Annotated in this window: 25 protein-coding genes and 1 pseudogene; 23 read left to right on the top strand and 3 right to left on the bottom strand. The window is 69.2% G+C overall.

What is annotated here, in order from left to right; genetic code table 11:
* Positions 1 to 16: 16 nt before the first annotated feature.
* Positions 17 to 1,039 (bottom strand): helix-turn-helix transcriptional regulator, encoded by a 1,023-nt coding sequence (locus ASD66_RS25145; protein WP_235529960.1) that lies wholly within the window; start codon positions 1,037 to 1,039, stop codon positions 17 to 19.
* A gap of 176 nt (positions 1,040 to 1,215) precedes the next feature.
* Here ASD66_RS25145 and ASD66_RS04635 point away from each other — a divergent pair, with 176 nt between their 5' ends.
* Genes ASD66_RS04635 through ASD66_RS04620 form a run of 4 tightly spaced genes read left to right on the top strand, consistent with a single transcriptional unit; the run spans position 1,216 to position 4,352 of the window.
* The gene (locus ASD66_RS04635; protein ID WP_056687887.1) at positions 1,216 to 1,626 is read left to right on the top strand and encodes a PEP-utilizing enzyme; all 411 of its coding nucleotides are present in this window, start codon (positions 1,216 to 1,218) and stop codon (positions 1,624 to 1,626) included.
* A gap of 14 nt (positions 1,627 to 1,640) precedes the next feature.
* On the top strand, positions 1,641 to 2,945 hold the full coding sequence (locus ASD66_RS04630) for a hypothetical protein (RefSeq protein ID WP_056890166.1): 1,305 nt from the start codon (positions 1,641 to 1,643) through the stop codon (positions 2,943 to 2,945).
* 5 nt (positions 2,946 to 2,950) lie between these two features.
* Positions 2,951 to 4,156 carry a cytochrome P450 gene (locus tag ASD66_RS04625; protein WP_056890564.1) on the top strand — a complete coding sequence of 402 codons (1,206 nt, stop codon included), beginning with the start codon at positions 2,951 to 2,953 and terminating at the stop codon, positions 4,154 to 4,156.
* A gap of 1 nt (position 4,157) precedes the next feature.
* On the top strand, positions 4,158 to 4,352 hold the full coding sequence (locus ASD66_RS04620; protein ID WP_056890165.1) for a ferredoxin: 195 nt from the start codon (positions 4,158 to 4,160) through the stop codon (positions 4,350 to 4,352).
* Positions 4,353 to 4,361: 9 nt separating this feature from the next.
* Here the strand turns inward: ASD66_RS04620 and ASD66_RS04615 are convergent, their stop codons facing one another.
* Together ASD66_RS04615 and ASD66_RS04610 are read right to left on the bottom strand one after the other, a co-directional pair.
* Complete coding sequence (locus ASD66_RS04615; protein WP_056890164.1) at positions 4,362 to 5,117, bottom strand: SDR family oxidoreductase; 756 nt, start codon at positions 5,115 to 5,117, stop codon at positions 4,362 to 4,364.
* Positions 5,114 to 6,127, bottom strand: a complete 1,014-nt coding sequence (locus ASD66_RS04610) for an LLM class flavin-dependent oxidoreductase (protein ID WP_056890163.1) — start codon at positions 6,125 to 6,127, stop codon at positions 5,114 to 5,116. Before ASD66_RS04610 ends, ASD66_RS04615 begins: the two co-directional genes overlap by 4 nt.
* A gap of 124 nt (positions 6,128 to 6,251) precedes the next feature.
* Here ASD66_RS04610 and ASD66_RS04605 point away from each other — a divergent pair, with 124 nt between their 5' ends.
* The 19 genes and pseudogenes from ASD66_RS04605 to ASD66_RS25685 all read left to right on the top strand — a co-directional run.
* Entirely contained in the window at positions 6,252 to 7,193 is a 942-nt protein-coding gene (locus ASD66_RS04605) for an LLM class flavin-dependent oxidoreductase (RefSeq protein WP_200949862.1), read from the top strand.
* The gene (locus ASD66_RS04600; protein ID WP_056687903.1) at positions 7,190 to 8,164 is read left to right on the top strand and encodes a quinone oxidoreductase family protein; all 975 of its coding nucleotides are present in this window, start codon (positions 7,190 to 7,192) and stop codon (positions 8,162 to 8,164) included. Before ASD66_RS04605 ends, ASD66_RS04600 begins: the two co-directional genes overlap by 4 nt.
* Before the next feature lie 51 nt (positions 8,165 to 8,215).
* A complete protein-coding gene (locus tag ASD66_RS04595) occupies positions 8,216 to 8,995 on the top strand; it encodes an enoyl-CoA hydratase/isomerase family protein (RefSeq protein ID WP_056890162.1) in 780 nt (259 codons plus the stop codon).
* A 97-nt stretch (positions 8,996 to 9,092) separates the two neighbouring features.
* A complete protein-coding gene (locus ASD66_RS04590; RefSeq protein WP_056890161.1) occupies positions 9,093 to 9,830 on the top strand; it encodes a hypothetical protein in 738 nt (245 codons plus the stop codon).
* A gap of 223 nt (positions 9,831 to 10,053) precedes the next feature.
* Positions 10,054 to 10,593, top strand: coding sequence for a MarR family winged helix-turn-helix transcriptional regulator (locus tag ASD66_RS04585; protein WP_056688248.1), 540 nt, complete (start codon positions 10,054 to 10,056; stop codon positions 10,591 to 10,593).
* Positions 10,594 to 10,794: 201 nt separating this feature from the next.
* Positions 10,795 to 11,760: an ABC transporter substrate-binding protein gene (locus tag ASD66_RS04580; RefSeq protein ID WP_056687912.1), complete on the top strand. Its 966-nt coding sequence runs from the start codon at positions 10,795 to 10,797 to the stop codon at positions 11,758 to 11,760.
* Positions 11,761 to 11,765: 5 nt separating this feature from the next.
* Positions 11,766 to 12,554, top strand: a complete 789-nt coding sequence (locus tag ASD66_RS04575) for an ABC transporter permease (RefSeq protein WP_056688251.1) — start codon at positions 11,766 to 11,768, stop codon at positions 12,552 to 12,554.
* On the top strand, positions 12,551 to 13,429 hold the full coding sequence (locus ASD66_RS04570) for an ABC transporter permease (protein WP_082599319.1): 879 nt from the start codon (positions 12,551 to 12,553) through the stop codon (positions 13,427 to 13,429). Before ASD66_RS04575 ends, ASD66_RS04570 begins: the two co-directional genes overlap by 4 nt.
* A complete protein-coding gene (locus tag ASD66_RS04565) occupies positions 13,422 to 14,225 on the top strand; it encodes an ABC transporter ATP-binding protein (RefSeq protein ID WP_056687914.1) in 804 nt (267 codons plus the stop codon). The genes ASD66_RS04570 and ASD66_RS04565 overlap by 8 nt, the downstream gene beginning before the upstream one ends.
* A 1-nt stretch (position 14,226) precedes the next feature.
* On the top strand, positions 14,227 to 15,183 hold the full coding sequence (locus ASD66_RS04560) for an FAD binding domain-containing protein (protein WP_056890160.1): 957 nt from the start codon (positions 14,227 to 14,229) through the stop codon (positions 15,181 to 15,183).
* Positions 15,180 to 15,665, top strand: coding sequence for a (2Fe-2S)-binding protein (locus tag ASD66_RS04555; RefSeq protein WP_056687921.1), 486 nt, complete (start codon positions 15,180 to 15,182; stop codon positions 15,663 to 15,665). The genes ASD66_RS04560 and ASD66_RS04555 overlap by 4 nt, the downstream gene beginning before the upstream one ends.
* Positions 15,662 to 18,013 (top strand): xanthine dehydrogenase family protein molybdopterin-binding subunit, encoded by a 2,352-nt coding sequence (locus tag ASD66_RS04550; protein ID WP_056890159.1) that lies wholly within the window; start codon positions 15,662 to 15,664, stop codon positions 18,011 to 18,013. Before ASD66_RS04555 ends, ASD66_RS04550 begins: the two co-directional genes overlap by 4 nt.
* Positions 18,010 to 18,807 (top strand): aspartate dehydrogenase domain-containing protein, encoded by a 798-nt coding sequence (locus ASD66_RS04545; RefSeq protein WP_056687927.1) that lies wholly within the window; start codon positions 18,010 to 18,012, stop codon positions 18,805 to 18,807. The genes ASD66_RS04550 and ASD66_RS04545 overlap by 4 nt, the downstream gene beginning before the upstream one ends.
* A 99-nt stretch (positions 18,808 to 18,906) precedes the next feature.
* A complete protein-coding gene (locus ASD66_RS04540) occupies positions 18,907 to 20,433 on the top strand; it encodes an aldehyde dehydrogenase (RefSeq protein ID WP_056890158.1) in 1,527 nt (508 codons plus the stop codon).
* A complete protein-coding gene (locus ASD66_RS04535; protein ID WP_056687930.1) occupies positions 20,430 to 20,777 on the top strand; it encodes a RidA family protein in 348 nt (115 codons plus the stop codon). The genes ASD66_RS04540 and ASD66_RS04535 overlap by 4 nt, the downstream gene beginning before the upstream one ends.
* Before the next feature lie 61 nt (positions 20,778 to 20,838).
* On the top strand, positions 20,839 to 21,375 hold the full coding sequence (locus tag ASD66_RS04530) for a cupin domain-containing protein (protein ID WP_056890157.1): 537 nt from the start codon (positions 20,839 to 20,841) through the stop codon (positions 21,373 to 21,375).
* Between the two features lie 27 nt (positions 21,376 to 21,402).
* A complete protein-coding gene (locus tag ASD66_RS04525) occupies positions 21,403 to 22,362 on the top strand; it encodes a PDR/VanB family oxidoreductase (protein ID WP_056890156.1) in 960 nt (319 codons plus the stop codon).
* 88 nt (positions 22,363 to 22,450) lie between these two features.
* On the top strand, positions 22,451 to 23,416 hold the full coding sequence (locus ASD66_RS04520) for a VOC family protein (protein ID WP_056687941.1): 966 nt from the start codon (positions 22,451 to 22,453) through the stop codon (positions 23,414 to 23,416).
* 7 nt (positions 23,417 to 23,423) lie between these two features.
* A pseudogene (locus ASD66_RS25685) lies at positions 23,424 to 24,212 on the top strand (alpha/beta fold hydrolase); the annotation flags it as partial.

Below are 24,212 nucleotides of genomic sequence, written 5' to 3'. Positions count from 1 at the left end.
CCGGAGATATCACCCGTTAGAGGGATGGGGCAGGTAACCGCCTCGCAGCAAGACGGTGGTACATCGCGCCGGCCTCGGAACGGTTGGCCGCACCGAGCTTGCGCAGGAGCTTTCGCATGTGGGTCTTCGTGGTCTCCTCGCTGATGAAGAGACGCTCGGCGATCTGGGCATTGGTGAGGCCCCTGGCAACCAGCTGGAGGACCTCGGCCTCACGCTCGGTGAGCACGTCGGTCCAGGACGAGTCGACGGTGCCCACGGCGGTGGCCGGTCCCACGGACTCCTGCAAGAGCAGTTGGTCGAGCTGTGCGCCGACGCTCTGGCTGAAGAGTGTCAGCAGGTCGCGGTCGAACTCGTCGGTGGTGCCGGTGTCGGCGTTCCGGTCGAGGTGGAGGAGTCCCACCACGTGGTTCCTGGCGATGATGGGAGCGGCCACATAGGTCTGCGACTGGGTCACGTCATGGAGTTCTCGATGGACTCGAGGGTTTGTCATCGCGTCGAGCACCAGGATCGTGCGCCGGCCGCGCACGACGTCGACCTCGAGCAGCTCGCGGGTGTGTCGCGGTGCCCGGGTGCCCGCGTCGACGACGGCGTGTGCCTCGGAGGGCCCGTTCAGGGTGTGCATCGCGTGGGGGATCCAGCGTTCGTTGCGGATCCAGGAGAAGAGGGCGCGCTCGTAGCCCAGCTCCACCGAATGGATCGGAATGGAGTCGGCCAGGTCGGCGACGGAGGTGGTGGCGCGCAGCCGGGTCAGGCTCTCCGTGAGATGGCCCAACATGGCCCGCTGTCGGGCGAGCTGGTAGGCGAGCAGGTCGGACCGGGCTGCGCCGATGTCGATCATGGCCCTGCGTGAGCCGTTCGCATCGCGCCCGGCCGTGGCACCCAGGTGGGCCTCCATCGCGTCGAGAGCCTCGAGCGCGCTGTTGGGGTCAGTGACCCGTCGTACGGCGTCCTTCTCCGCGGCATCGAGGTTCTGGGCGGCACGGAGGATCGCACGCACCGCAGCCTGCATGGCGGGTTCGTAGTCACTTGCCGTCGACACGTCCACTCACCTCTGCTCCGATCGCCCGATCCGGGCCCCGGCTTCCCTCGAAAGAGTGAATTGCCGGCCCTGGGCGAGGAAACCCTTGACGTCAGTGTGACCGCGAACACACGATGGCGCAACTTCGGTCAGTCCATTTACTGATCGTTTTCATCACAGGTTCTGGAGGAGTCACCATGAGCACCACCGACGCGGTTCAGGAACGGCAGATCGGTACGGGGGTCAAGGCCTTCACCTCGGCCAACAGCGCAACGGGGACGATCAGGTTCCTCGACTCCCCGGAGGAAGTGCTGGACTTCATCGACGGCCCCGACGTGGAGACCACGGTCGTCATCTCACGCGGTGGCACCACGACGTTCATGTCACCGGCCCTGATGGCGGGGGTCGCCGGCCTGATCACCCTGCAGGGGGCGCCGGAGAGCCACCTCGGAATCCTCTCCCGTGAGTTCGGCATCCCGTGTGTCATGTCCACCGAGTTCACCGAAGGCGTCCAGACCGGCCGTGGCGAGACCATCCCGGCCGACGGCACCACGGTCCGACTCGACATCTCTGGTGACCAGGGTCTTGTGCACCTGGTCGAGAGCTGAGTGGGGACGACATCATGACCGAGACCTTCGACCCGGCCACCTACCTCGCTGCCTTCCTCGGCGAGGTGCCCCAGGGAGAGCCCGGCAACGCGATGATGCGCGACCGCCTGGCGGTCCCGTTCATCGACACCACCCACGAGAACGTGCGCCGTGATCGCCTGGAGACCGACGAGGTCAACAGCTGGCTGGACTACGCGGCGTGGAACCTGTGGGACTTCATCCTCGGGCGGGCCAGCGAGGGCGAGTCCGGCCTGATCCCGCGCCAGGAGTACGAGACCGTCTCCTTCGTCCAACAGTGGAACACCTACCCGAAGTTCCAGCAGATGCTCACCGACGAGCTCGGAGTCGAGGGCCTCCTGGAGCTGGCGAAGACGTCGACCCGCGAGGTCGGCACCAAGATCAACGTAACTCGCAACTGGGCCGCGTCCGTGTGCCCGATCCTGGGCCGCGGCATCGGCATCGAGCTGGACCAGGACACCGCAGCCTCCCGCCGTGAAGACCTGGAGTCGATCATCCAGTACGGCCGCCGCCTGCAGAACGGCACCTGGGGGGACGGACCCGGGTTCGTCTCGGCCCGCGGCTTCAAGGTGCCGACCCTGGACGACGACGTCCTGCAGAGCCTGGTCAGCCAGGCCAAGCCGTTCGACGACCCGGAGGACCTCGCGAGCTTCCGCGCCTTCAATGCGCGCACCGAGCTCTTCGGCTTCATGCTGCACTACGACTGCCGGGCCGGCATGGCCGACACCGGTCCCTACCCGCTGCCTGACGGTCGTGTGGCCATCGTGCGTGACCACTTCCTCAACGAGACCGCCTACCCCTGGGCAGGTGTCGCGGAGGGCCTGCCCTACTGCGTCACCGAAGTGCTGATCTTCCCCGCGGACAAGGTGAGCATGGTGGTCACCGAGATCCAGACCACGTTCTCCGAGCCGTCCAACTACCTGGACTACCTCGAGGCCGGTGTCGTGTTCGCCCGGGACAGGATCGACACCCCGATGGGCGAGCTCCGGGTGCTCGAGCAGGAGGAGATGGCCCGCATCTCCGCGCAGTGCCGCAAGGGCACGATGGACATGTACAAGGTGCTCGCCAAGAAGTCGCACGAGGAGAAGATCCGCGACGGTGTCATGGTCTACACCCGCGAGTTCCTCCTGCCGCACGCGACCCGGGCCGGGATCTGGGACAAGTTCCTGGCCGAGGGCTTCGACACCCTGCACCCGAACGCCCAGGCCGCCTGGCCGGTGCTCACCAGTCCCCGTGCCGCCGAGATCCTCACGCCCGTGCTGCTCTTCGGCAAGGGATTCCCCCACGTCACCGAGGAGTGAACGACATGACGGCGTACGTCGAGGGTCCCGAGGTCGACCTGATGGACCTTGCCCCCTTCATCGAGGGACGGGAGAACGACCTCCTGGCCGCCCTGCGAGAACACCGGCCCCTGCACTGGAACGACGAGTCGGACGGCCCGGGCTTCTGGTCCGTCACCCGGTACGACGACGTGGTGAAGGTGGTCAGTGACCCGGCCACCTTCATCAACGGAGACGGGACCCAGATCCTCAGCCGCAAGGTCGAGGGCTCCACCAGCACGGTCCACAACACCGACCCTCCCCGGCACGGCCCCCTGCGCAAGCTGGCCGCGCCGCACCTCCGGGCGATGAGGGTCAAGGAGTGGCAGGAGGTGATCGACCAGTGCGTCGATGTCCTGCTCGACGAGCTGGAGGCGAAGGGCGAGGTCGAGCTGGTGAAGGCCGCTGCGGCGTTGCTCCCGATCCAGGTCCTTGGCCAGGTCCTCGGCGTCCCACGCGAGGACTGCGACCTGCTCCTGGACTGGACGAACCGGGTGATCTCCGACGACCCGGAGTACATGCGTGGTCCGGACGAGAAGGAGCGCGCCCGGAACGAGATGTTCGACTACTTCAAGGTGCTCACCGAGAAGCGTCGTGAGGAGCCGCAACACGACCTCGTCTCGAAGTTGGTGCACGCGAGGCTCGACGGCGAACCCCTTCCGTGGGAGGACCTGGCGGCCTACTACTTCGTCCTCGTGGGTGCGGGCAACGAGACCACGCGAAACCTGATCACCGGAACCGTCCTGGCCTTCGAGGAGTTCCCGGACGAGTGGGAGAGGCTGGTTCGTGAGCCCGAGCTACTGGGCTCGGCGATCGAGGAGATGCTCCGCTACGTGACCCCGATCCGGGCCATGCGGCGTACGGCGACGGCGGACGTCGAGATGGACGGCAGGACGATCAAGGCCGGCGACAAGGTGGTCTGCTGGTTCCAGGCCGCGAACCGTGACCCGGCGGTGTTCGAGGACCCTGACGTGGTGAAGATCGATCGGCACCCCAACGACCACGTCGGCTTCGGCTGGGGGATCCACGCCTGCATGGGATCGCACCTGGCACGTGCCGAGGTGGCCACCTTCTTCAGGAAGGCGCTCGAGCGCGGGATCCGGATCCGCCCCGTCGCCGAGCCGGACCGGCTGCACACGAACCAGTTCAACGCCTACAAGCGGCTTCGAGTCGTGATCGAGAAGGAGGGCTGACATGAAGGTCTTGGTCGACTGGGACCTCTGTGAGGGTCACGGACAGTGCGAGTTCGCCGCGCCGGAGGTGTTCACCATCGACGACGAGGGTGACCTCGAGGTGCTCGACGAGACGCCCGGGGAGGGTCAGCGCGCGGCCGTGGAACAGGCGATTCGTCGCTGTCCCACCCATGCACTGGCCGTCGAGGAGTCGTGACCTGCCGGCTCAGACCTGGTCGGTCGGGCGGATGACGACCTCGGCCAGCGCCACCCGGCGCGGGGCCGTGACGACGTGGAGCACGACGTCGGCCACGTCCTCCGGGTGCAGCTTCTCGACGCCGGCGAAGAGTCGCTCGTAGTGCTCGATCACCGGCTGCTGCTGGTGGTCGAACAGCTCGGTCTCGACGGCGCCCGGCTCGATCACCGACACGCGCACGCCGTACGGCGAGAACTCCTGGCGCCAGGCCTCGGACATCGCGGTGACGCCGAACTTGGTGGCGTTGTAGACGGCCACGTTCCGGTTCGCGAAGCGTCCCGCGATCGAGGAGATGTTGACCAGGTCGGCGACTCTGCGTGGGCTCGAACCCGCGGCGTCGACGAGGTGGGGCAGCGCCGCCCTGGCGACGTACATCAGGCCCTTGACGTTGAGGTCGACCATGGTGTCCCACTCGTCGAGCCGGGCCTCCAGGGTCGGTCCGTTGAGCATCACCCCGGCACTGTTGACCACCGTGTCGAGCCGGCCGAAATGCTCGATCGTGGTCGCCACGGCGTCGGTCGCTTCGGGCTGGACCGTCAGATCGGCGACAACGGGATGACAGCTGTCACCGAGCTCCTCGGCAAGCTCCTCGAGCCGGTCGCGTCGGCGTCCCACGGCCACGACGTGGCTGCCTTGCGTGACCAACGCGCGCGCCACGGCCCGGCCGATACCGCTGGTGGCGCCGGTGACCAGCGAGACGGTCCCGTCGAGCCGCCCGTCGCTCACCGCCGGAAGGCGTCGATGATGGCGAAGGTGTTCTCACGCACCCGATCCGCGGACAGGGTGAAGCTCGGCGAGTAGAGGGCCGCGTGGTCGTAGCGCTTCTCCAGGTGCGCCACGCGCTCGCGCACCTCGTCGAGAGTGCCGGCGGCGGCCATCTGGTCGAGCATCTCGTCGCTGACCGCGGCGACCATGGCGTCATGGTCCTTGGCCCGGAACGCGGTCTGGATGGCCGCAGCCTCGTCGCCGAACCCGGAGGCCTCCATCACCGGGCCGTACGCCTTGGGCGCGACGTAGAAGGCGATCTGGGCCGCGGCCTCACGCCGTGCCTGGGCGGGGTCGTCGTGGATGGAGGTGATGATGACGCCCTTGAGCTGCACGGAGGAGGCGTCGCGGCCCATCTTCTCCGCGCCCTTCTCGATGGCCGGGCGGGCGATGTCGGCGAGGTACTGGTCGGTCAGGGTCGGGTGGCAGATGAGCCCGTCGGAGACGCGGCCGGCGACCTCGATCATCCGCGCGTTCACGCCAGCGGTGAAGATCGGGATCTCGGGGCGCACAGGGGGCTCGATGTCGGCGGTGGGCGTGATGTTGCAGGAGTAGAAGCGGCCTTCGTGCTGGACCGGCTCCTCGTGCAGGTGCCACAGTCGGCGGAGCAGGGGGATCAGCTCCTCCATCCGGCTGGCCGGGCCGTCAGGGTCGGTGACCCCGTGCCAGCCGACCATCATGCCGCGGGTGCCGGTGCCGAGCCCGAGCGTCAGGCGACCGTCACTCATCTCGTCGAGGAAGCGGGCGTCGTTGGCCAGCACCAGCGGTGAGCGGCCCACGGCGTACGCGATGGCGGTGCCGACGCCGATCCTCTCGGTCGCGGCGGCCATGGCGGCGACCGAGACCACGGCGGAGCGGTTCAGGAACTCTCCTGACCACGCGCCCTCGAAGCCGGCCTCGTCGGCCGCCTTGGTGATCTCGACGGTCTCCTTGAGACCTCCGGCCAGAACGGTGATTCCTCGTGTCGTCACCGGGCCACTGTCGGCGCCGCCGGCGCCCCTGCGCAACCGGCCGGGCAAGGGACGATGGAGATCTCCCCACTTTTGGTCAGTCCATTCCTTGATCGGGAGTGTCCGAGGGTCGATGATCATGCAGGTGACCACTGACATCGAGCTCGGCATTGCCGTCAACGACGAGTTGTTGAACCCCGATCCCGCCGAACGGCGTGCTCTCCTGGACCACATGGGCGAGGTCGGTCTCGACCACCTCACGGTCGGGGACCACATCAGCTTCCACGGCGGCGTCGGGTTCGACGGCTTCGTGGCGGCGAGCACCGCGTTGGCGACCCACGACACGCTCAAGGTGCTGATGGGCGTCTACCTGGCCGGCCTGCGACACCCGATGGCCACTGCCCGGCAGCTCGCCACCCTGAGCCAGATCGCCCCCGGCCGCCTCACGCTCGGAGTCGGCGTGGCCGGTGAGGACCGCACCGAGGTGGCCAACATGGGTGTGGATCCCTCCAGCCGCGGACGACGGATGGACGAGACCCTGGGACTGCTCCGCCGCCTGGCCACCGGCGAGGCGGTCGACCACGAGGGCGAGTTCTTCACCCTGGAGAAGGGTCTGATCCTTCCCGCACCCGAGCCGCGTGTGCCGATCGTCATCGGTGGCGCAGGCGACGTGGCGGTGCGTCGTACCGCCGACCATGGCGACGGCTGGCTCGGCATGTGGTGCTCGGCCCGGCGCTACGCGGCCACCCACCAGCAGCTGCACGAGGCGTTCGAGGAGCGCGGTCGCACAGGAGGGCCCACCTTCGCCGGGTTCAACGTCTGGGTCGGGCTCGGGTCCGATGCCGCGAAGGCGCGCGAGAGCCTGGGCGAGCGGATGTCGGCCCTCTACAACCTGCCCGCCGAGAAGTTCCAGCACATCACCGCCGCCGGCAGCCCCGAGACCGTCGCCGAGTTCCTCAACACCTACGTCGAGGCGGGCGCCCGCACGATCACGATCATCCCGGTCGCGGAGACCATTCACGAGGCCATCGAGCTCTCCGGTGAGGTGCGCCGCCAGCTGCAGCCAGCCGTCCCGGTCGCCGGATGAAGGCGGTCCGCCAGCGCTCGTACGGCGACGCGTCGGTGCTGGAGCTGGCCGAGGTGCCCGATCCCGTCGCCGAACCCGGCTGGACCGTCGTCGAGCTCCGTGCGGCGGCGCTGAACTGGCACGACGTGCTGGTGCGGCAGGGGAAGTACGGCTCCCCGCTCCCGCACACGCCAGGTGCCGACGGGGCGGGCATCGACCTGTCCACCGGTGACGAGGTCGTCGTACTCCCGTCGTTGTGGTGGGGATCTGACGAGTCCGCACCCGGTCCCGACTGGGAGATCCTGGGCGACCACCGACCCGGCACCTACGCCGAGCGGGTGCTGGTCCCGACCGAGGCCGTGGCGCCCAAGCCGGCGGGGCTCTCCTGGGCCCAGGCCGCGGCGCTTCCGCTGGTGGGCGTCACGACGCATCGCGCCCTGTTCACCCGTGGGCGGCTGCGCGCGGGGGAGAGCCTGCTCGTGCTCGGCGCCGGCGGCGGTGTCGCCACGATGGCGGTCTCCTTGGCGTCCGCGATCGGTGCGAGGGTCTTCGTCACCTCCTCCAGCGACGACAAGATCGTCGCCGCGCAGGAGCTCGGCGCCCACGGCGGAGTGCGGTACGACGACCCGGCCTGGCCCACTGCCGTGCGCGAGCTGGCCGGCGGGCGTGGCTTCGACGTCGTCCTCGACCCGGTCGGCAACTGGGCGCAGGCCCTCGAGGTGCTGCGTCCGGGAGGTCGGCTGGTCGTCCTCGGTGCCAACCGCGCAGACACGGCAGAGCTGGGCGTTCGCCCCTACTACTTCGGCCAGTTCGACCTGCTCGGCACCACGATGGGCAGCCCGCGCGACTTCGCCGGACTCCTCGACCTGATGGCCGAGCATGCTGTCCCGCCGCCGGTCATCGACCGCACCTTCGCCCTCGATCTGGCCGCCGATGCCCACCGGCACCTCGAAGCAGGCGGCGGCTTCGGCAAGGTCGTGCTCGAGATCTGACTGCCACTGTCTGTTCTGGCCAGTTCTGACTGCACAGCAAGGAGAAACCGGATGTCCAAGGTCAGCTACGAGATCGACGAGCGCGGTGCCGCGTTCGTCACGCTCGACAGCCCCGAGACCCGCAACGCGCTCAGTGATGCCCTGCTCGACGAGCTGCTCGATGCGCTGGAGCGGGCCGGCGACGATGACGCTGTCCGGGTGGTGGTGATCGGGTCGTCCCACGAGCGGATCTTCTCCGCCGGCGGTGACCTCAAGGCGTTCGCCTCGGACCGGCCCACGATCGAGAAGTATGCGGGACTGGACCGCTTCCCCCGGCTCTACGAGACGATCGGCGGCATGGGCAAGCCGGTGATCTGCGCCGCCGGTGGTGACGTCCTCGCCGGAGCCTTCGGGCTGGCCCTGGCCTGCGACCTGATCATCGCCAAGGAGGGCGTCCGCTTCGGCTGCCCAGAGATCAACGTCGGTGTCTTCCCGTTCATGATCTCCGCGTTGATCTACCGCAACGTGCCACGGATGCGCGCCAACCAGCTGATGATGACCGGCGAACCGATCGACGCCACCGAGGCGGAGCGGATGGACGTCGTGAATGCCGTCGTACCGGCCGCCGAGTTCGACGACACGGTCCGTGAGTGGGCGCACCGGATCGCGGCCAAGTCGCCGCTGCTGATGAGGCTCGGGAAGGACGCGATCAACGCGACCCGCGACCAGAGTCTTCCCGACGCGCTCTCGTCACTGCGCTCGCAGCTCGCACTGGCCTTCACCACCGAGGACATCGGCGAGGGCGTCGCCGCGTTCAAGGAGAAGCGGGAACCGGTCTGGCGCATGCGCTGATCTCGGGCGATGAACTGTGCCGTTCGGCGGACGGCGAGGCCCGCGTCGTCGTACGTTCTGCGGACGTGGATTCGGTTCGAACGGGGAGAACAAACGCATGACGCGTCGACTGCTGGTCCTGGCTGCTGCCGTGGCGACGGGAGTCGCCCTCTCGGCGACGCCGGCGTCCGCGAGTGCGGGCACTGACCTGCTGACCGAGGACTCGACGCGTGTCGTCGTCGACCTCAACGGTGTGCAGCACGAGCGGCACAGCGGGAACTGCTCGGTGACCAACGCGGCGCCCACCGCGACCCTGAAGTGTGCGCGCGACCGGGGCGACTCGCTGATCTACAAGTTCGAGATCCCCGGGGCAGCGATCAACCTGCGGACGCAGGCGATGTACGACGTCCTCGCCAAGGGGCCGTACTCCGACACCGGGTCGTTCGGCATGCGCATGGACAGGCGGACCTACGGGATCCTGGTGCATGCCAGCAACGCGAACCTCCGGGTGAACCGGGTCCGGCTGATCTACGACCTGCCGACCCGAAGGGATGCGCGGGCCTGCGTCACCACCGGCGAATGGTTGAGCGTGCAGCCCGACAGGGGAGGTCTCTACGCGACCCTCTCGCGTGTGGAGACTGTGTTTGACAGCTCCGGCAAGCAGGTCCGGCTCACCGCCTGGCATGGCGACCTGCGCAGCCACGTGCGCACGTACCGCCGATGCGGAAGCGACCGCACCTATCGGGTCACCTACTTCCAGCTGAAGGGCTACCCGTACTGGTTCTCGCTGTTCGGTTCGGAAGGCGTGATCGTGACCATCGAAGAGGCACGCCAGCTGGTGGCGCGCTACCGCTGACCGTGCGAAGCGCATGGATTGCGTGGGGTGTGGCTCGCTCCCGCGAGCCGCTGTGGAGTGCGTCGTTGTCTGCGTCGCGGTGACATTGCCGTGGTGACAAGGTGGCTCCCATCCGCGTGGGCCGTTGTGTCCGGACGCCGAAGCCACTAGAGTGCCTTGGCGCCAAGATATTGAGCGGTCCTCATGGTTTCGCCGCTTGGCCGACTGGAAGGTTGTGGAGCGTGTGAAGTCCTCCTCCGACGGCGTGGCCGACATCATCGAGCAGTGGGCTGCGGTCCGACCCGAGCTCGACGTCTCTGCCATGAGCGTCTTCGGCCCGTTGCATCGCAGTTTCCTGCTCTACCGGGCACAGATCTCGGCGATCTTCGAGAGCTACGGCACCAACGAGGCCGGGTTCGACGTGCTCGCCAGCCTGCGCAGGGCCGCGCCCGAACATCGACGTACGGCGGGGGAGCTGGCCGCCCAGACGTTGGTGACGACGGGCGGTCTCACGCTGCGGGTCAACCGCCTCCAGGAGGCCGGGCTGGTCCAGCGCCAGCGCGACGGAGTCGACAATCGCGTGGTCTACGTGACCCTGACCGAAGCGGGGAGGCGGCTGATCGACGAGGTTGCCGACGCCCACTTCGCCAACGAGCAGCGCATGCTCGCCGGCCTGACGAACAAGCAGCGCACGAACCTCTCCGCCCTGCTCGGCGAGCTCGAGTCGTCGTTGCGCGCGGTCGTCCAGCTCGGCCCGGACGGCGAGGTCAAGGACTCCGCCTGACCCCGACCGCCTCGATCAGGGCGCTCGCCGACCGGTTGGTCGCGGGCGCCCTTCTCCATTTCTGCCCCAGGCGTACCTCTTCGGCAAGAAAGATCGGCAAAACCGTTGACGGAGGCATGTGAGGGCGGTAACAATCTTGGCGCAAAGTAATTTTCCGGTGAGATAAATTCACCCATCGCGCCAGAGCCAGGGAGTCAGCCCATGAGCACGACCCGAATCACCACCGCTGCGGTAGCTGCGAGCCTCGCCCTTCTTCTTTCCTCATGCGGCTCGGGCAGCGAGGCACAGCAGGCCGACGGCAAGCTCGAGAAGACCAAGGTCACCATCGGCGTGCTGCCGCTGGCCGACTACGCCACCGTCTACTGGGCCAAGGAGAACGGCTTCTTCGAGGACGAGGGCCTCACTGTCGAGCTCGAGCCGCTGCAGGGCGGACCGGTCGGTGTCCAGAAGGTCGCCGCCGGTGAGCTCGACTTCAGCTTCACCAACTCCGTCTCCGGCTCCATCGCCCAGGCGAAGGGCGCCCCGGTCCAGACCGTGGTGCTGAGCAGCTCGCTCGGACCCGACAGCATGGGCGTGTTCGTCGAGCCGGACTCCGACATCAAGGACCTGGAAGACCTCGACGGCAAGACCATCGGGATCAACACCACCAACAACATGGGTGACGTGACCTTCCAGAGCCTCGTCGACAGCGAGGGACTCGACGTCAAGCCTGAGTGGATCGAGGTTCCCTTCAGCGAGATGATCGCCGGCGTCGAGGCCGGATCGATCGAGGCCGGCTACGTGCCGGAGCCCTTCAAGTCGGCTGCCGAGGCAGCCGGGCTCCGCGAGGTGGTCGACCTGGCCGGTGGCGTCAACTCGGAGTTCGCGGCCTCCACCTTCATCGCCAGCGACAAGTTCATCGATGCCAACCCCGACACCGTGGCAGCCTTCATCGACGCGATGTACGCCGCGAACGCCGACATCAGCAAGCACGAGAAGGAGTTCCGGGCCTGGCTTCCCGGCGTGGCCGGCGTGGACGCCAAGACCGCGCAGACCATGTCCATCCCGGTCTTCGCGACGGAGTTGCCGACGGCGGGGCTCGAGAAGGTCAACAAGACCCTCGTCGACCAGGGTCTGGTGGACGACGACTTCTCCATCCTCGACCACACCTACGTCCCGGAGAAGTGACCTCGATGGACACGGGTGAGCCTCTCGGCACGTGGCAGCAGGTCGGCTACGGCGCCCTGGGCGTGGTCGGCACCGGCGCCCTCGCCGAGCTGCTGGTCCGCAAGGACATCATCACGACGCCGGGCTTCCCGGTTCCCAGCGACGTGATCTCGAAGCTGGGCACCCTCCTGGGCGACTCGATCTTCTGGACCGAGATCGGCTTCACGTTCCGGGAGTGGCTCCTCGCCCTGGTCATGGCCACGGTGGTGGGTGTCGTGCTCGGTGGCCTGATGGGTGCCTTCACCAAGGTCTTCATCGCCTTCGAGCTCCCGGTGGAGGTCTTCCGGGTGCTGCCGTCGGTGGCACTCGGCCCGATCCTGATGCTGGTCATCGGCACGGGCATGCTGCCGCTCTCGCTCACCGTCGCACTCGCCTGTGTCTGGCCGATCCTGCTCAACACCATGTACGGCGTCCGCGCGACCGACCCGACAGCAGTCCAGTCCGGTCGGAGCTTCGGGCTCTCGAACCTCGGGATCTTCTTCCGGATCAAGCTGCCCAGCGCCATGCCGTTCGCCTTCACCGGTCTGCGGGTCGCCGCCTCCATCGGCCTCATCGTGGCGGTCAGCTCCGAGCTCCTGATCGGGAACGGCCGCGGGATCGGTGGGTTCATCCTGGTCCGCACCTCGCAGGCCAGTGACCTCGACCTGGTCTACGCCGCCACCCTCATGGCCGGCCTGATGGGCATCGCGATCAGCATGCTGCTCACCGTGGTCGACGCGAAGGTCTTCGGCTGGAAGAAGGGACTCGCCCAATGAGCATCACCACGACCCACGAGCGACGTCCGCTCGTGCCGGGAAGGAGGGCCGTGTCGAGCGAGCGCTCACGGCGACTGCAACGCGTCGCCACCACGACCGGACTCCGGCTGATCGTCCCCGCGCTGATCCTCGCCGCCTGGTGGGCCGGGTCGCGTGCCGAGACCGCAGGCCTGTTCGTGGCCGACCCGTTCGAGACCTTCACCCGCGTGCGCACCGACTTCCTCGCCGCAGGCGAAGGGCATGCGTTCCTTGGTGACGCCACCTGGGACCACCTCTTCCCCGGCGTCTGGCGGGCCCTCCAGGGTCTCGGCCTGGCCGTCGTGGTCGGCGTCGGGATCGGCATCGCGCTCGGACGCAACCGGATCCTGATGGCGCTGTTCCAGCCGCTGATCCACCTCGGTCGGTCGCTGCCGAGCCCGGCCCTGGTCGGTGTCTTCTTCTTCGTCTTCGGCACCGGAGACAGCCCCAAGGTCTTCCTGATCGCGTTCAGCGTCGTCTGGCCGATCCTCTTCAACACGATCGACGGCGTCTCCAGCATCGGCGCAGCGCGCATGCAGGCCGCGGCCGTCTTCAAGATCAACCGCTGGGACCGGCTCGTGCACATCGTGCTGCCCGGTGCGGCTCCCAAGATCTTCGCCGGCATGCGTACGGCGATGTCCCTCTCGCTGATCGTCATGATCATCTCGGAGCTGCAGAAGTCGCAGAACGGCCTGGGCTACCTCCTGATCCAGAGCCAACGAAACTTCGACTACACCGGCTTCTGGGCGGTCCTTGTCGTGCTGGCGATTCTCGGCGTCGTCATGAACATCATCTTCACCATCATCGAACGCCGGGTCCTGGCCTGGCACCGAGGAGCGACGCAACAACATGACTGAGACACTTGAGATTGTGAACACGAAGGCCGAGCTGGTCCTCGACGGCGTCTCGAAGAGCTACGGGGCCAATCTGGCTGTCCGCAGCATCAGCGCCGAGGTGCCGGCCGGAAAGGTCAGTGTCATCGTCGGCCCGTCCGGCTGCGGCAAGTCGACGCTGTTGCGCATCATCAGCGGGCTGGACACCCCGACCGAGGGCTCGGTGACCTTCGAGGGCAGCCCGGTGACCGGTGTGCCCGAGGGACTGGCCATGGTCTTCCAGGACTACTCGCGCTCACTCTTCCCGTGGATGCGGGTCGCGAAGAACGTGGCCTTCCCCCTGCGGCACCTGAAGCCCGCCGAGCGTGCGGAACGGGTCCAGGAGGCCATCGACGCGGTCGGGCTCGCCGGCAAGGAACACCTCTACCCGTGGGAGATGTCCGGCGGGATGCAGCAGCGGGTGGCCATCGCCCGGGCCCTCGCCAGCCATCCCAAGCTCCTGCTGATGGACGAGCCCTACGCCTCCGTCGACGCGCAGACCCGCGCGGACCTCGAGGACCTGCTGCTCGCGATCCAGGCCCGGCTCGGCATCACCGTGCTCGTGGTCACCCACGACATCGACGAGAGCGTCTATCTCGCCGACCACGTCATCGTGCTCTCCGCACCGCCGAGTGTGGTGGCCGAGACGATCGAGGTGGACCTGCCCCGGCCGCGCGACCACGTCACGACCAAGACCGACCCGCGCTTCGTCGAGATCCGGGGCCACGTGACCCGGCTGTTGCGAGGGGCTGGCCGACCGGCCGACGACGGAACCCACTGACGTGCGGGCCCAGGCGCTGGGCGCCGGCCTGGTTGCCCAGACCCAGTCGAGCATCCCGCCGTTCGAGCTCCACCGCCCCGGCTCCGTGGCCGAGGCGGTGGCGCTGCTCGCCGTACACCCCGAGGCCGTGATCGCCGCCGGCTGCACGGACCTCACTGCACAGCTGCGGGAGGGCCGCGTCCCCCGTGACCTCATCTCCGTACGTCGAGTGCCGGACCTGCAGCAGGTCCGGCACGACGGGGGAGTGCTGCGCATCGGTGCGGGGCTGACCCATCACGAGGGCAGTCGTCACCCGGTGCTGCGGACGACCCTGCCGTCGCTCGCCGCAGCCTGGGCCGACATCGCCACCGTGCGCATCCGCTACTCCGCCACGATCGGGGGCAACCTGCTGGCCCGCCGGTTCCGCTACGAGATGCCGGTCCTCCTCGGGGCGCTCGAGGCCGACCTCGAGCTCGCCGCCGCAACGGTGCCCCGTCGCCCGGTCGACTGGCTGTGGGGTGGTGGCGATCATGGTGGTGGCGACCACGACGGTGCCGACCACGACGGGTCAGAGCACGACGGGGCCGGCGCGGGAGCCTGGCGCACGCGGGGACTGCTCACCGGGGTCGCGATCGACACGTCCGACCTGCTCTGGTTCGGCTACGAGCGATCGATGCGACCGACGACCACCGTTGCCCTGGCCATCCGGGTCGTCGACGGCTCCCTGCGCGTCACCGCCACCATCGGCTCGGAGTACCGCCGTCCCGTCACCGTCTCGACCACCGCCGACGTCGCACACCCGACCGATCTCGACCCCGGTTCAGTGGGGCGGGCGGTCGCCTCCCGGCTCCCCGACGACATCGAGGACCGGGCCGGTTCCGCGGAGTACCGCCGCCACCTGGTCGCCGTACTGGTCGGGCGACTGGTCGCCACGGCCCGCGACAGCGGCGCGCAGGCACCCGAAGGAGTCACCGCATGAATGAGACCACCATCGACTTCCGGCTCAACGGCACACCGACGGAAGTCACCGTTCCCACGAACCGGCTCCTTGCCGACCTGCTTCGCGAGGACCTGCGCTGCCACGGCGTGCGGAGCTCCTGCGAGCGCGGCGTCTGTGGAGCCTGCACGGTGCTGGTCGACGACCTGCCCGTCGCGTCGTGCTCGACCTTCGCGTTCGACGTCGACGGGGCCTCCGTGGAGACCGTCGAGGGACTCGCCGCCGCCGACGGCTCCCTGTCGCCGCAGCAGCAGGCCTTCGCCGAGTGCGGCGGGTTCCAGTGCGGCTTCTGCACCTCGGGGATGTTGATGCTGACCACCGGGTTGCTGCGCCAGAACCCGTGTCCGAAGCGCGCGGACATCCGGTCGTGGATCAGCTCGAACACGTGTCGCTGCACGGGCTACGAGATGATCCTCGAGTCGGTGGAGCGGGCCGCCGAGCTGGGCGACGGGGGCGCACGATGACCCTGACGCAACCGTCCACCGACGCCGGCCCGGTGCTCCACGAGCTGCCGACCGCCCCGTCCGCCCACCGGGTCGTGGGCCGCGACGGTGCCCGCGCCGACGCGCCCCTCAAGGTGACCGGCAAGGCCGTCTACACCACGGATGTCGTGCGCCCGGGCATGCTGCACGCCAAGGTGCTGCGCAGCCCGCACGCCCACGCACGCATCGTGTCGATCGACGCGGCGAGAGCCAGGACGGTGCCGGGAGTCACGGCGGTGCTCACCCAGGACGACGTGCGCCACCTCAACCCCTACGGCACCTTCGTCAAGGACCAACCCGTCGTCGCGATCGACCACGTCCGGTACGTCGGCGACGTCGTGGCCGCGGTCGCCGCGGTCGACGAACGCACTGCGCTCGCGGCCCTCGACCTGATCGAGGTGGTCTACGAGGTGCTGCCCCACGTCACCGAGCTCGACGAGGCCCTCGACCCGGCGGGCGTGGAGATCTGGCCCGAGGCACCGGTCGGGATGGTTCCCGACTACGGCCAGGGCGCCTCCGGCGAGCTGCGCACCCAGCACAACGTGAGCTACACGTTCCGCTACACCACGGGTTCGCCCGACGTGTGGGACCAGTGCGACCACGTCTTCGAGGACACGTTCACCTTCTCGCGGATGAACCACATGCACCTCGAGCCCTTCGTCGCCGTGGCCGAGGCGACCGACGACGCGATCGAGATCTGGAGCTCCACCCAGTCCCCGTTCCCACTGCGCAAGGAGCTGGCCTGGACGTTCGGGCTGCCGGAGAACCGGATCCGCGTGCAGACGATGCTGCTCGGCGGCGGCTTCGGCGCGAAGAACGGGTTGAAGGCCGACCCGGTCGCCGTACGCCTCTCGCAGCTCAGCGGCGGCCGCCCGGTGCGCTACGCCATGACGACCGAGGAGGTCTTCCTCACGGTCTCGCAGCACGCGGCGCGCCTCGTCTACCGAACCGGCGTGATGGCCGATGGCACGTTCGTGGCGCGCAGGGCGCGCGTGCTCCTCAACGGTGGCGCCTACACCGAGCTCAGCCCGCTCGTGTGCGAGAAGGCGGGCTACCGCACCCCGGGCGCCTATCGCTGGCAGTACATCGACTCCCAGGCGTCGGTGGTCACCACGAACACCGTCCCCGCCGGCGCGTTCCGCGGCTTCGGCGGCACCCAGGCCACCTGGGCCAGCGAGCGGCAGCTCGACCTGATCGCCGAGCGGCTGGGCATCGACCCGTTCGACCTGCGGATGAAGAACCTCAAGGAGCTGGGTGAGGAGTTCGTCCCCGGCGAGGCACCGATCGACTCGGACCTGCGCGAGGGACTGCGGCTCGTCGCCGACGAGATCGGCTACCACGACCGGGTGCAGGTGCCCGGCCGCGGCATGGGTGTCTGCATCGGCATCAAGGACGGTGGCGGCGTGAACAAGCCGGCCCAGGCCAGGGTCAAGGTCTCCACCAAGGGAGACGTCTTCCTCTCCAGTGGTCTCACGGAGATGGGGCAGGGCAGCCAGTCCGCGCTCTGCCAGATCGTGGCGGAGGTCCTCGGCTGTGCTCCCGGGCGGGTCGCGTTCGCGCGGATCGACACCGACAACACGCCGTTCGACCAGGGCACCAACGCGTCGTCGGGCATCGCGGTCATGGGCCAGGCGGTGCAGCAGGCGGCGGAGAAGGTACGCCGAGAGGTGCTCTCGTGGGCCGGCGGCCAGCTCGATCTAGACCCCGGCTCCCTGACCCTGCGGGACTGGGTCGTGGTCGATCCGGACGGCGCGGAGCACCCGCTCGCGCCCTTGGTGATGGGCACCTTCGGCGGCACCGGCTTCGAGTTCACCGCCGACGGGTTCTTCAAGTCCGGCAACTCCCACCTCGCGCCGCTGGAGGCGCCCTGTGTCTTCTGGGAGATCGGCTGGGCGGCCGCCGAGGTCGAGGTCGACCCCGAGACCGGCAAGGTGACCGTGCTGCAGCTGGTCGTGAGCGGCGACGCCGGCAAGGTGATCAACAAGCTCGGGTGCCGCGGCCAGGACGAGGGCGCAGCCGTCTTCGGGCTCGGCCAGTCACTCTTCGAGGAGCTCCGCTACGACGGGGACCGGCCGGTCAACGCCGAGGCCCTGGACTATCGCGTGCCGCTGGCGGAGGACCTCCCGGAGCGCTTCTGGTCCCTGACCCAGGAACAGGGCCACGGCGCCGGTCCGTTCGGCGCCAAGGGCATGGGGGAGGGGACGATGCTCCCCGTCGCTCCGGTGATCGCACAGGCGATCGCGGATGCGGTCGGCGCACAGCTCACCGACCTGCCGATGTCACCCGAACGGGTCTTCCGGGCCCTGCACCCGCGGATCGAGTCGTCGTGACCGGCGCTGGTCCACTCCGCGTCAGCGTCCTCGGGTACGGCGCGATCGGACAGGTCGTGGCCGCCGGGCTGCGCGACGGTGCCGTGCCCGGTGCCCGACTGGTCGGGGTCGTCAACCGGAGTCCGCTGCCCGGTGCTCCCGGGCTCCAGATCTCCCTCGCCCAGGCGATCGAAGGCAGCGACGTCGTCGTGGAGGCTGCCGGACAGGAGGCGCTCCGCAGCTTCGGCCCCGAGGTGGTGGCCGCCGGACGGACGCTGGTCGTCTCCTCCGTCGGGGCGCTGGCCGATCCCGCCGTCGCCGAGCGGCTGCTGGCCGGACCGGGCCGGGTGCTCTGCACCCACGGCGCGGTCGGGGGCCTGGACCTGCTGGCCTCGGCCAGCGATGCGGCGCCGTTCGACGGTGTCCGGGTGCGCACCACGAAGGGACCGAAGTCGCTGGTGCAGTCGTGGATGCCCGAGTCGCAGCAGCAGGAGATCCTGACAGCAACCGGCCCGCACCTGGTCTTCGCCGGCACGCCGCGCGAGGCTGCCCGGGCCTTTCCCACCCTGCTCAACGTGGCGGTGTCGGTGGCGCTCTCGGTGGGCGCGCGCACGGACGTCTCCGTCGAGCTGTACGCCGACCGCACGGCCGAGCTGACCCGCCACGAGATCGAGGCGTGGGGTCCGGTGGGCCGTTACAGCTGGTGCATCGAGAACCGTCCCAGCGCGGACAACCCACGCACCAGTGCCGTGGTGCCCTACTCGATCCTGCGCACCGTCTCCGGGCTGACCGAGCGTCCACCGCTGATCGCCTGACCCCTCGGATCCGAGAAGGTTCGGAAAAAGCCTTGACACCTAATATCTTAGCGCTCAAACTCTTTGTAGTTAAACAAATCTGACATGGATGAGGACTCGATGAACGTGCGAAGCGAGGGGACCGGCGTGGCCGTACCCGAGGCCGACACCCCGGACGAGATCTTTGTCGGCGGCCGCTGGACCCGCGGACGCGGAACCTTGATCGAGTCGGTCAACCCCGCGGACGGCAAGGTGTTCGCCCAGCTGCACGGGGCGGTCGTCGACGACGTCGACCTCGCCGTCGACGCCGGCCTCCGCGCCGCTGCCGGTTCCGGCTGGGCCACGTGGCTGCCCCACGAGCGGGCCGCGGTGCTGCATCGCATCGGCAACGCGCTCGAGGCCAACGTCGACCGCATCGGCGCCCTGCAGACCCTCGACACCGGCAAGACCCTCACCGAGACCCGGGCCCTGGCCCGCAGCGCGGCCGGCACCTTCCGGTTCATGGCGGCCGCGCTGGAGACCATGGAGGGCGCGATGACGCCCGCCCGTGGCAACTTCCTCACGCTGGCGACGTACGAGCCGATGGGCGTGGTCGGAGCGATCACCCCGTGGAACTCGCCGATCGCCTCGGACGCCCAGAAGATCGCCCCGGCCCTGGCCGCCGGCAACGCCGTCGTGTCCAAGCCCCCGGTGTGGGCGCCCTGGGTGACCCTGCTCCTGGCCCGCCTGTGTGAGGACGCCGGTCTGCCGGCCGGTCTCCTCTCGGTGCTCCCCGGCCCCGGTCGCACCGTCGGCGAGGCCCTGGTCGCCCACCCGCAGGTCAGCAAGGTCTCGTTCACCGGCGGCACGACCACCGGACGCCACCTGGCGCACGTGGCCGCGGACAAGCTGATGCCGATCACCCTCGAGCTCGGCGGCAAGTCGCCCACGATCGTGTTCAGCGACGCCGACCTCGACCAGGCCGTCGCAGGTGTGCTCTTCGGCGTCTTCTCCTCGTCCGGCCAGAGCTGCATCGCCGGATCGCGCATCTTCGTGCACTCCAGCATCCACGACGAGTTCGTCGACCGCCTCGTGGCCGGTGCCCGGCAGCTGCACGTGGGGCCGGGCGACGACCCGCGCACCCAGGTCGGCCCGATGGTGACCCACTCCCACCGCGACGGTGTCGCCGCGATGGTCGACGCAGCGGTCGAGCAGGGGGCGCAGGTGCTGTGCGGCGCCGGCATCCCCGACGACCCCGCGCTCCAGACGGGTGCCTACTACCTCCCCACCGTCCTGACCGGCGTCGACAACACCGCCACCATCTGCCAGGAGGAGGTGTTCGGGCCGGTCGCCGTCGTCCTGTCGTTCGACGACGAGGACGACCTCGTGGCCCGGGCCAACGACACCGTCTTCGGCCTGGCCTGCGGCATCTGGACCCGCGACTTCGTCAAGGGCTGGCGCACGGCGCAGGCGATTCGCGCCGGCACCGTCTGGATGAACACCTACAAGCAGTTCAGCATCTCCACGCCCTTCAGCGGGCTGAAGGACAGCGGGATCGGCACCGAGAAGGGCCGTGACGGCATCCGTTCCTACATGAACCAGAAGAGCATCTACGTCGACCTGTCGGGGCACGCGCTCCCGTGGGCCACTCCCCAGGAGGAGTCATGACCACCACCGCCCATCCCTACAGTCCCGCCTTCGAGAGCGCCGGCTTCGGCTTCGTCTCGGGCGCCCTGTCCGTCGACGGGCACGGTGTCGCCGTACCCGGTCGTCGTGAGGCGCTCGAAGCCGCCGTGGCCCGCCTGACCGAGCGCCTGGCCACCGTGGACATGCAGCTGTCCGACGTCGTGAAGACGACCTACTTCGTCACCGACGTCTCCCTGCGCGACGAGGCCAACGCGCACTACCAGGAGATCTTCGCCGAGCCGCGTCCCGCGCGGTCGTTCGTCCAGGTGGCAGCCCTGCCCTACGGCGCCACCGTCGAGATCGAGGCCATCGCCCGCCGGGCGTGACCCACCCATGCCGACCCCCGGCGTACGCCGGTTTGCAGCACCCCACAGGAAGGAAGAAAAGATGACCAGCACCGAGACCCAGCAGGCTGAACCGCAGAGCGCCGTCGACCTCGAGGAGCTCATCGACTCCTGCATCGCCTCGCGCGAGACCCGCCACGAGGACTGGGACACCCTGGGCTTCCAGGCGGCTGCCGGCGGCGACCGCTTCAAGCGGGCCCAGATCCGTTACATCGGCTCCGGTGCGACCGGCAACCACGACGACGACAGCCGCTCGCTGCCGTCGGAGCACTTCACGTTCTCCAACATGCGCCTTCCCGTCGGGGCAGTCGGCCCGGAGCACACCCACCACGACGTCGAAGAGGTCTTCTTCGTGCTCGAGGGCGAGCTCGAGGTGGCCGTGCACGACGTCGAGGACGGCACCAAGACGGCGGTCCGCAAGCTCGGCTACCGCGACCTGATCCGGGTCCCGGCCGGCGTGCCGCGCAGCCTGACGAACGTGGGCGACACCGATGCCCTGTTCTGCGTGGTCATCGGCACCCAGAAGCCGCAGCTGCCGACGTACCCCAAGACCTCGGAGATGTACGGCGTCACGCGCTGACGCCCGACCCGGACACAGGAGCAACTCATGGACGAGAACACGGCACGCGCACTGCGCGTCCAGCAGAAGACGTGGGAGGCCGACGGCGTCACCAGTGTCACGCTGGTCGACCCGGCGGGCGCCGAGCTGCCCGCCTGGACGCCCGGCTCACACCTGGCGCTGCGGCTCTCCGACAACCTCGTCCGTGAGTACTCCCTGTGCTCGGACCCGGCGGACCGCTCGCAGTGGAAGGTCGCGGTGCTGAAGACGCCCGACTCCCGGGGCGGCAGCCGCCTGGTGCACGAAGCGCTGCCGGTCGGGCAGGTGATCACCGTCGAGGGACCACGCGACAACTTCTCGCTGGACGGCGACGCCAGCCGGCACGTCCTCGTGGCCGGAGGGGTCGGCATCACGCCGATCATCGCGATGGTCCGGCGACTGCACGACGAGGGCGCGGACTGGCACCTGCTCTACACCGGCCGCTCGCGCTCGACGATGGCGTTCCTCGACGAGGTCGCGGCACTGCCCGCGGACCGCGTCACGGTGCACGCCGACGACGAGGCGAACGGCAGCTTCCCCGACCTGGTCGCGCTGCTCGGCGACCTCGACGCGGCCGCGACGGCGTACTGCTGTGGCCCCGAGGCGCTGATGCAGGCCTGCGCCGAGGCGTTGCCCGACAGCTCTCGACTCCGGATCGAACGCTTCAAGGCTCCCGAGCCGGTCGTCGTCGCGGGCGAGGACGTCGCCTTCGACGTGGTCATCGACAGCACCGGCCAGCGCATCCCGGTGGGACCGGACACCTCGGTCCTCGCTGCGCTGTGCGACGCCGGCATCCCGGTCGAGAGCTCGTGCACCGAGGGCATCTGCGGCACCTGCGAGACCGGTGTCGTGAAGGGCGAGGTCGACCACCGCGACTTCCTCCTCAGCGCCGAGGAGCAGGCCAGCGGGAAGTCGATGTTCGTGTGCGTCTCCCGGTGCCGGTCCGCGGAGCTGGTGCTCGACCTCTGACCCGTATCCCTGTGCAGCCCGATTCCATGGGCAGCCCGCACCGGATCCACCATGCTGGTCCGGGAAGTGACGAAGGAAGGACACGACCATGCATTACGCCGACACCCCCGTGTGCCGCATGAGATCACTGCGCTCGATCACCCTCCGAGTGCCGGACCCGGTGCAGTCGAAGGACTTCTACCACGAGGTCTGGGGACTCAGCACCGTCGACGAGGACCGCTCGACCTTCTGGCTGCGCGCCACCGGCAGCGAGCACCACGTGCTGCGGCTCGAGCAGCACGACGTCAACGCCCTCGGCAAGATCAGCTTCGCCCTGGGCTCCCGCGTCGAGGTCGACGAGGCCGCGCGTGCGCTCCAGAAGCTCGGCATCCCGCTGCTGCGCGAGCCCGGCCTGCTCAGTGACGACGCCGGCGGCGGCTACGGCCTCCAGCTCGTCGACCCCGAAGGACGCTGCGTCGAGCTGTCCACCGACACCCACGCCGTCGTCGCGCAGGAGCCGGCCGGACGACGCGCGGTGCCCCGCAAGATCGCCCACGTCGTGCTCAACACCGTCGACATCGACCGGGCCGCCGACTTCTACACCCAGGTGCTCGGCATGCGCATCTCCGACTGGTCCGAGCACCAGATGACCTTCCTGCGCTGCAACTCCGACCACCACGTCATCGCGCTGAACCAGGCGCCGTGGACGTCGGTCAACCACGTGGCCTACGAGATGCAGAGCATCGACCACTTCATGCGCGGCATCGGCAGCCTCAAGCACCACGGCATCGCGCCCCAGTGGGGTCCCGGCCGCCACGGTCCGGGCGACAACACGTTCTCCTACTTCACCGACCCGGCCGGACTGGTCTGCGAGTACACCTCCGAGGTGGCGCAGATCGACGAGGACGCCTGGCTCTGCCGCACCTGGCAGCGCACGCCCGAGCTGTCCGACCAGTGGGGGACCGCCGGTCCGCCGACCGCCGCCGTGCGCTCGGCGATGGCCGGTGTCGCGGACCTCGGGCACCGGGACCGCGTCGTCCCGGGCGTCGCCGACTACTTCCTCTCCGGGGAGTGACCAGGCGATGACCGTCCTCCCCGCCCTCCAACGGATCCGCACCACCCGCGGTGTGTCCGTCGACGTGCGCGGCAGCGGCGATCCCGTGCTGCTCCTGCACGGCATCGGCGGGCACGCAGAGTCCTGCGGCCCGCTGGCCGAGCAGCTCGACGGACACCGCACCCTGTGCTGGGACGCCCCCGGGTACGGCGACTCCGCCGACCCCGCGGAGGGCGCGCAGGTCGACCACGTGGCCGAGGCGATCGCACTCCTCGAGGAGTGCGTCGACGCGCCGGCCCATCTGTTCGGCACCTCGTGGGGCGGGGTGATCGCCGTACAGGTGGCACTCGCGCGTCCCGACCTGGTGCGTTCGCTGGTCCTCGCCGACAGCACCCGCGGCTCCGCGGTCACTCCCGAGCGTGCCGCGTCCATGCGGGCCCGGGTCGACGACCTCGCCCGTCTCGGGGCACGCGACTTCGCCGCGGCCCGCGCGCCGCGCCTGGTCGCTCCGTCCTGTAAACCGGACGTCGCCTCGGCCGTCGAGGCAGGCATGGCGCGGGTGCGCGTGCCCGGCTACGCGGCGGCGGCGGAGCACATGGCCGCCACCGACCTGGGCGACGTCCTCGCCCACCTGACCACTCCCACCCTGGTCGTGGTCGGCGCCGACGACGTGGTCACCGGTGTCCCCGAGTCGCAGCTCCTCTCCGACCGCATCGCCGACGCCCGGCTGGAGGTCATCCCCGGCGCCGGGCACGCGGCACTGCAGGAGAAGCCGCAGCAGATCGCCGACCTCCTGGTCGCCTTCTGGGCAGGGGTT

The organism is Nocardioides sp. Root151, from assembly GCF_001427925.1.
GTDB lineage: Bacteria > Actinomycetota > Actinomycetes > Propionibacteriales > Nocardioidaceae > Nocardioides.
The sequence above is the reverse complement of the archived record's forward strand: the minus strand, read 5'-3'. Positions and strand labels throughout refer to the sequence as shown.

Excerpts from the sequence above, each read along its gene's own strand:
- ASD66_RS04635 (WP_056687887.1), top strand. The coding sequence starts at position 1,216 with ATGAGCACCACCGACGCGGTTCAGGAACGGCAGATCGGTACGGGGGTC.
- ASD66_RS04630 (WP_056890166.1), top strand. The coding sequence starts at position 1,641 with ATGACCGAGACCTTCGACCCGGCCACCTACCTCGCTGCCTTCCTCGGC.
- ASD66_RS04625 (WP_056890564.1), top strand. The coding sequence starts at position 2,951 with ATGACGGCGTACGTCGAGGGTCCCGAGGTCGACCTGATGGACCTTGCC.
- ASD66_RS04620 (WP_056890165.1), top strand. The coding sequence starts at position 4,158 with ATGAAGGTCTTGGTCGACTGGGACCTCTGTGAGGGTCACGGACAGTGC.
- ASD66_RS04600 (WP_056687903.1), top strand. The coding sequence starts at position 7,190 with ATGAAGGCGGTCCGCCAGCGCTCGTACGGCGACGCGTCGGTGCTGGAG.
- ASD66_RS04595 (WP_056890162.1), top strand. The coding sequence starts at position 8,216 with ATGTCCAAGGTCAGCTACGAGATCGACGAGCGCGGTGCCGCGTTCGTC.
- ASD66_RS04590 (WP_056890161.1), top strand. The coding sequence starts at position 9,093 with ATGACGCGTCGACTGCTGGTCCTGGCTGCTGCCGTGGCGACGGGAGTC.
- ASD66_RS04580 (WP_056687912.1), top strand. The coding sequence starts at position 10,795 with ATGAGCACGACCCGAATCACCACCGCTGCGGTAGCTGCGAGCCTCGCC.
- ASD66_RS04575 (WP_056688251.1), top strand. The coding sequence starts at position 11,766 with ATGGACACGGGTGAGCCTCTCGGCACGTGGCAGCAGGTCGGCTACGGC.
- ASD66_RS04570 (WP_082599319.1), top strand. The coding sequence starts at position 12,551 with ATGAGCATCACCACGACCCACGAGCGACGTCCGCTCGTGCCGGGAAGG.
- ASD66_RS04565 (WP_056687914.1), top strand. The coding sequence starts at position 13,422 with ATGACTGAGACACTTGAGATTGTGAACACGAAGGCCGAGCTGGTCCTC.
- ASD66_RS04555 (WP_056687921.1), top strand. The coding sequence starts at position 15,180 with ATGAATGAGACCACCATCGACTTCCGGCTCAACGGCACACCGACGGAA.
- ASD66_RS04550 (WP_056890159.1), top strand. The coding sequence starts at position 15,662 with ATGACCCTGACGCAACCGTCCACCGACGCCGGCCCGGTGCTCCACGAG.
- ASD66_RS04540 (WP_056890158.1), top strand. The coding sequence starts at position 18,907 with ATGAACGTGCGAAGCGAGGGGACCGGCGTGGCCGTACCCGAGGCCGAC.
- ASD66_RS04535 (WP_056687930.1), top strand. The coding sequence starts at position 20,430 with ATGACCACCACCGCCCATCCCTACAGTCCCGCCTTCGAGAGCGCCGGC.
- ASD66_RS04530 (WP_056890157.1), top strand. The coding sequence starts at position 20,839 with ATGACCAGCACCGAGACCCAGCAGGCTGAACCGCAGAGCGCCGTCGAC.
- ASD66_RS04525 (WP_056890156.1), top strand. The coding sequence starts at position 21,403 with ATGGACGAGAACACGGCACGCGCACTGCGCGTCCAGCAGAAGACGTGG.
- ASD66_RS04520 (WP_056687941.1), top strand. The coding sequence starts at position 22,451 with ATGCATTACGCCGACACCCCCGTGTGCCGCATGAGATCACTGCGCTCG.